Raw genomic sequence first — 6,244 nt, forward strand, 5'->3', positions numbered from 1 at the left:
ATTCTATATTTTTTATGTATATGCAGAAGAATTATATCCCTATGTACACTATGCATTTTTTATTGTGAATCCGTTGTTCTTTTTGTGTATTAATTGTGATATGATTGTAAAAAAGCATATGAAAGGAACTCCCCCATGAACCTGAAATGCGTGTTGCTCTTGTTTGTTCTGACAGCCATTCCTATGTTCTACGGATCCAGCCAGGCAGCCGGATCTTCCACTTTTCCAGTAATCGTTCCTGATGATGTACAATCGGAGCCATTAGAAGACGAAGAAATTCTGAGGACGCAGAAAAATACCTATCCCTATGTCGAAATGCACGGTGATTACCGTTGGCTTTGGGGGAAAGGACGGTTTTCCGCTCATACCGCCCAGTCTGGTAAGGAGAGTCGTCGGCATGATGAAACGATATATATGGCGACGCGCCGGCTGCGGATTTTTCCTTTCATCCATCTGAACGAACATACAACCATACGGACCCAGTTGGAAGATAACCGGAATGATAAAGACCATGACGCAGACCATCATCTTTATCTGGGCAGACTGTATATCCAACATGAAACGGAGCAGACGAAAGTAGAAGCAGGCCGTTTCAATTATTATCTGCTCGATGGCAATGTTATTGACAAAAAGGTGGACGGCCTGCGGTTCCGTCTCGGTCAGAAAGGGATTTCTCCCGGCAGCATTACGCTCTTTGCCGGCCGCACGACAGGCCCTGATGATGAACATCGGAAAATAGGATGGAGTCTCCTACACAGCAGGCTTAACGGCCGCTTCCAGAGCGATACGGCCTTTCTGGATTTCCGCAATGCCAGCAGTCTCCCACCGACGTTTCCATCATTAGCTGCTTACGGAATATATCCGGGGCAGGCCGGTACGAGGTATGACCGGCAGCGCATCTTCCTGTGGCGCGGATCTTATCAGATACGGCCGGATTTGTCGGCCCGGCTGGAATGGCTCCACGCCTGGGGACGTCATGAGGCGGACCACTACAGCCAGTCTGAAACGGGATTTGTCGCCTCCCTCATCTACGGAGAGCTGGATGAACGGAAACAAGGCTCCTACGAAGCATGGATCCGCTATTATGATCAGCCTGCTTCTACCATCCTGTACCACACGATGGATGCCGATGCGACATTTTTCCGTCGCATGGGATTCCGTGGCTGGGGACTCCGTCTGGACTACGTTCTCCAACCGGGACTTGTCTGGGCTGTCGAAGGCTTTTCCCTGAAAAACCGTCACGATACCACCTATATGGCTTCTTTCCATGAATATGTCATCGGCACCAGTCTGACAGCTTATTTCTAGGGGGCCGACGCATATCCTTTATCGGCAGCTTCGACAGCAAGGCCTACGATGCTTTTATGACCGGTCTTACTGAGCATATTGCTGATATGAAAGCTGACGGTCCGCTTACTGATTCCCAGTTCGTCGGCAATTTCCTGATAGGACAAATTGCGGCAGATCAGCCGGAGGATATCCAGTTCCCGCTCAGTCAGAGTTACACCACAGACACCGAACGTCACATTCCCCTGTACATCGGGATATATCTGCTCGCCTGCTACAGTCCGCTTCATGCACTCGATAAAGGCAGCGGCCGAACTTTCTTTATAGATGAAACTGTCGGCTCCGGCATCACGGGACATTTCCAAAAAACTAATATCCTGAAACCCGGTCATGATGATGATTTTCTGACCGGGATTTTTTTCTTTTAACCGCTTTGTCAATTCAATGCCACTGTTTTTCCCCTCCATGCAGATATCCATGAAAATCACATCCGGCTTTGTCAGGGAGCAGGCGGATTCGACCATTTCCGAGAATGGAATTGTTCCAACAATTTCTACATCATCACATTGAGATAAAATGGCTGCCAGTCCTTCGAGCAGAATTTTTTGATCGTCAATGACGAGTACGCGAATCATAGTCATCCTCTCCTTCTACGGACAGAACAAAATGAGGCTTTCCTTTCAGATGAAGTGCAGCGCCCATTTTTCTGACTCTTCGTTCAATTCCCTGCAGTCCATTGCCGGGCTGTATAGGTCCCCGGCACCCGATACCGTTATCACGGATGGTCAGTATCCGTTTTCCCGTAAGAGGAAGCTCTATGGAGATCCGGCTTGCCTTTCCGTGGAGGAGGGCATTGGTCAGGGACTCCCGGATAATACTTACCAGATCAGCCGCATCCTCTGTATCTGCCGGCAGAGCACCGGTCAGGGTGATGTCGATGCCAAGGCTGCAATAGGTACGGATGAGTACGTCCAGCCGTTCTGCCGGATTATCCGCCGTCTCGCGGCGCATATCTGCCAGGACATTTTCTACCAGTGGCAGGATTGCCGCATAATCGGTCGTATTTTTATTATTCAGGAGCTGCTGCAGGATGGTAATACGCTGCCCCATGAGATCGTGGATCTTATAGCGCATTTCTTCTGTCGTCCGTTGGGTTTGTATATCGACTAGATGATTGAGAAGATATTTCATTTTTTCATTCCGCTGTTCCAGAAGCTGGTTTTTCTGGTCCAACTCCCGGTTCACCCGGTCCAGATTCGTCACATCCAGTGCCGTGATCTGCCAGCCTGACTGATTCCTGAACTGGATATGATGCCGCTGCAGCAGCCATGCCATGCCATTTTTCTTTCGGAACAGAAGGTCCTGCCCCTGACGCTCCATGGTAACGTGTTCCGTATTGTTCCAGTTTGACAGGAGATGCCAGAAAATATTCGCATTGCGGATGACTGTGCCCAACAACTTTTCCATGACATCATACATGACGTAATTGACCAGGACAGGCTCTCCTTTTTCCAGACTGAACAAGACTCCCTCTTCCAGAAAATCGACGGCTGACTGGATGGAACGGGCTGTCAGCTGACTCCGGTATTGGCGGTATGCCGCCGGAAAAACCAGGATGAGACGCAGGGCTATGCATGACAATGCCAATAACAGCGACCAGGGAAGCCACGTGTCTAATTCCGGAAGGAGAAAGAACGAGGCAATGAGCAGATACTGTCCACCGGCATGGAAATCATGAATCATGTACAATGTGCTGATGATAATTACTAATATGATGCCATAACGCCAGATATTCAGTGCTTCTATATACAGGATTCCATCTGCCCTATCAGTCATGACTTCATACAAGATAGTCACAATTGCCAGAAGAACAATGAGATTGCTTCCCTCGAGGCATTTGCGGCCCATATTGCGGAATTCCTGCTGTGGCATCAGGAAATAGTACAGCAGGCTGCTGGCAACGAAGAGGATGATAGCCACGGTCATACAAATAATGCAGAATGTACTGGAAAGGGTGTAAATATTAATCATGATACGACTCCTTTCCAATAGAAACAGTCAAACGGCGCCCATATTCGAGCCTGTCATAGATAAGCGGCTCTGGCAGTGTGCTGCCCGCCAGAGCCTTGGGAAGCCAGTCTGATTCTTCCGGCCGGTCTTCCAACATTACCGAAAGCGTCCATGCCCGGCCGGTTTCAGAAAAATGACAGATCCAGTATGGCTCGTGATGAGCAATAGATGCTTCCCCTATTTCTTCAAACATATCATATAGAAAGAGCGCTGTCTTATCCGGTATGGTCCCGGAAAGGCGGACCGTAGCCATGCCACGCAGGCCTGCGACAGTCATATAATGTTGGGATTCGCTGACTGCCAGAGATAATTCCCGTACTTCCAGGATACCTTTTTCTTTTCCGCGGAGCAAGAGAATGCACCGCTTTTTCAGATAGCAGACCATGACGTTCAGATGACTGACGATAGCATCAGCTTCGATTCCCGGCTTCATAGACTGCAGCGCTTTCATATAAGCTGCAATACGCTCCCGCTTGCTGCTGATGACTTGCTCCAGTTCGGCATAGATACGCCGGCTGACTTCCTGATGAATGACCTGGCGCTGGATTTCTTCTTCTCTCCGTAATAAGTGGTACGACCGTTCCAGTGCCTGCGCAACGAGGGAGAGATTTCTCTTTTGCTGACGCAGATGTCGTACATCGCGATACCAGCGTACCCAGCCACCACGTATGGGCATGGTCTGGATTTCCATATCTTCCAGAGGCAGATTATTTATATCCCGTGATGCATATGCGACACGGCCCGAATCATCACAAAGCTGTATAGCAAGACGGGACTGACGGAAAAATTCGATATAGCCTTCATTGGTCGGGATAATCCGGATACGCATCACTACTTCCAGCCAGATAAGCGTCCATACTACGGTCGTCAAAACTAGTTCAGAAATACGGCAGAAGGGGATTTTCATCAGATAGCCGACGATATATCCTCCGTAGAACAGGCAACACAGGAACGGCAGGATAAGGCGGAACGAACGCTGCACATGCTGCTTCCACGATGCATAACAGAGCCAGAAATTAACGACCAGAAACTCGGCACCATACGATACGGCCAGGAGGTAATACAGCGGTCCATTACCATGATAAGAATTGGCATCGCCTGCAATGTCCGGCAGGATGAATGCCCATTGATGTATATCATTCGTACATACGAGTACGGCCAATACCAGATTGTAAGAAAACAACAGGCGCAGCCATGGCGGGCATTCAGGGTGCCAGTCCGGTTGTGACGCCATATAGCCGATCCATACGATCAAGGAAACGAGCAGTCCGAAAAAAAGATAATAGCTATACCAGCTCCAGCGGATTAGATCCACGGCATATCCCGGCAGCATCAATTTGTACATGCGCAGGAGAACCCATCCACAAAGAACAAGAGTAAGACCAGCATAGGCATTCCTCATGCGGGGCTGTATGACGTGGCGGCGCAGGCGGCAGCCCCAGAGGATTGTCACAAACAGGGCGGCCATATACCATAACATGTTATTCGTACCGGTGAGAACGTTTTTTTCATACACATGAAAGACATGGAACAGCATCTGATGGCTGATTAAATCAGCACTAACAAAAAAGGATTCCTGGTCGGATATCTGCACGGCTCCTTCCATGGGTTCCGTCCGGTAAGCGGCATCAGCCAGACAATCAGCCAGTCTAGCATCATCCACTACCAGCGGTATCTTCGATAAAAGTCCCTTCTGAAATGCCAGCGTTCCTTCATCGGGGACGACGATATGGATAGGCGCCCCGCGCCGCTGCCATTGCCGCGCCTGGTAATCGTAGAGAACATAGACCTGTGCAGCCGGACGGTTTCTGTAGGGCTGCATGATATTAAATCCCGTGAGTGTATCCAGCTGGAACCGGCCCTCCTCATGGATTTTTTTCAGTGCCTGCACGGCCAGCTGGCCGGAAACATCTCTGCCTAATCCATAACTCATAGCCTGGACAGAAAAAGAATATTGTGGCTGTGACGAAAGGATGCAGACCGTTACAGGCAGGGTCTGCAGACTATGCCAGCCTGTAATGTCATACGGGCAGTCATCACTGACGGCTAATACGACAGTCGCCATATAATGAGGATACCAATAATAGGAATAACGGGTGTTTTTCTGTAATACGGTGGCCTGGATATCGTATGCTTCCATAGCAGTTACATCGGTATCGGTAAATAATTCCATGATATAGTCATCATGGCCCGTACACTCATCCAAAGAAAAGACGGTGCGTTCCAGGACCTGTCCATAGGCATCTCTCCAGGTGTTATCATATATGATAGAAACGGCCTGGCACATCATTGATATGAGCCAGAATACAACAATTCCGCATGCGGTCAGCCATTTTTTTCCAATCATCGTTTCACCTGCCCGTCGCAAACGCACTGTCCATTTGTTATAAATATTATACCATGTACACATGACAGTTGTCACGACAATATAATGTAGATATGGCAAAAGGAACTGGCCGCTGGCCAGTCCCTCCCGCTCTGCTGTTACAAGTCTATCCGGTAAATATGTTGTACCTTTTGTTTGTTATCGTATAGAGTAAAATACACATGGTTCGTATCATCTGTGGCAATAGTATCCGGCGTATACACTTTGTCATCAATCTGATAGATGATATCACCGACGGCGGAACCTGTCTTTTTATCAAATATGCGGAACAGCCCCCGTCCCGTAAAACCGACATAATCACGGGTGACAAAGGCAGGTCCGCTGGCGGAAGCTTTTTGCATCCCTTCAGCCAGGCCCGTATTCATTTCAAAGGAACGCAGTTCCTTGCCATCCGGGTCAAAAGCATAAAGCGGGTTCGTCCATCCCGTGCCATTGTTCGAACCATTACGGGCCGTCCACTGCATATAGAAGCCGTCTGTATCAGCTGCAATCAGCTTGGGA

5 protein-coding genes are annotated in these 6,244 nt (G+C 49.0%); 1 reads left to right on the plus strand and 4 read right to left on the minus strand.

Translation table 11 applies throughout. The annotated features are described in order from the left end of the window. Positions 1-135 precede the first annotated feature (135 nt). A complete protein-coding gene (locus tag DBO31_RS06785) occupies positions 136-1,308 on the plus strand; it encodes a hypothetical protein (protein ID WP_150824762.1) in 1,173 nt (390 codons plus the stop codon). On the opposite strand, the gene DBO31_RS06790 is transcribed toward DBO31_RS06785, so the two are convergent. The 4 genes from DBO31_RS06790 to DBO31_RS09315 all read right to left on the minus strand — a co-directional run. Then, a complete protein-coding gene (locus DBO31_RS06790; protein ID WP_059077475.1) occupies positions 1,305-1,922 on the minus strand; it encodes a response regulator in 618 nt (205 codons plus the stop codon). The genes DBO31_RS06785 and DBO31_RS06790 overlap by 4 nt on opposite strands. After that, entirely contained in the window at positions 1,900-3,318 is a 1,419-nt protein-coding gene (locus DBO31_RS06795) for a histidine kinase (protein WP_150824763.1), read from the minus strand. The genes DBO31_RS06790 and DBO31_RS06795 overlap by 23 nt, the downstream gene beginning before the upstream one ends. Then, positions 3,311-5,704, minus strand: a complete 2,394-nt coding sequence (locus DBO31_RS06800; protein ID WP_150824764.1) for a hypothetical protein — start codon at positions 5,702-5,704, stop codon at positions 3,311-3,313. Before DBO31_RS06800 ends, DBO31_RS06795 begins: the two co-directional genes overlap by 8 nt. 137 nt (positions 5,705-5,841) lie before the next feature. Then, a partial coding sequence (locus DBO31_RS09315; protein WP_200817479.1) for a hypothetical protein occupies positions 5,842-6,244 on the minus strand: 403 nt, incomplete at its 5' end.

Source organism: Megasphaera sp. DJF_B143 (assembly GCF_900320625.1).
Classification (GTDB): Bacteria; Bacillota; Negativicutes; order Veillonellales; family Megasphaeraceae; genus Megasphaera; species Megasphaera hexanoica.

Excerpts from the sequence above, each read along its gene's own strand:
- DBO31_RS06785 (WP_150824762.1), top strand. The coding sequence starts at position 136 with ATGAACCTGAAATGCGTGTTGCTCTTGTTTGTTCTGACAGCCATTCCT.
- DBO31_RS06795 (WP_150824763.1), bottom strand. The coding sequence starts at position 3,318 with ATGATTAATATTTACACCCTTTCCAGTACATTCTGCATTATTTGTATG.
- DBO31_RS06790 (WP_059077475.1), bottom strand. The coding sequence starts at position 1,922 with ATGATTCGCGTACTCGTCATTGACGATCAAAAAATTCTGCTCGAAGGA.
- DBO31_RS06800 (WP_150824764.1), bottom strand. The coding sequence starts at position 5,704 with ATGATTGGAAAAAAATGGCTGACCGCATGCGGAATTGTTGTATTCTGG.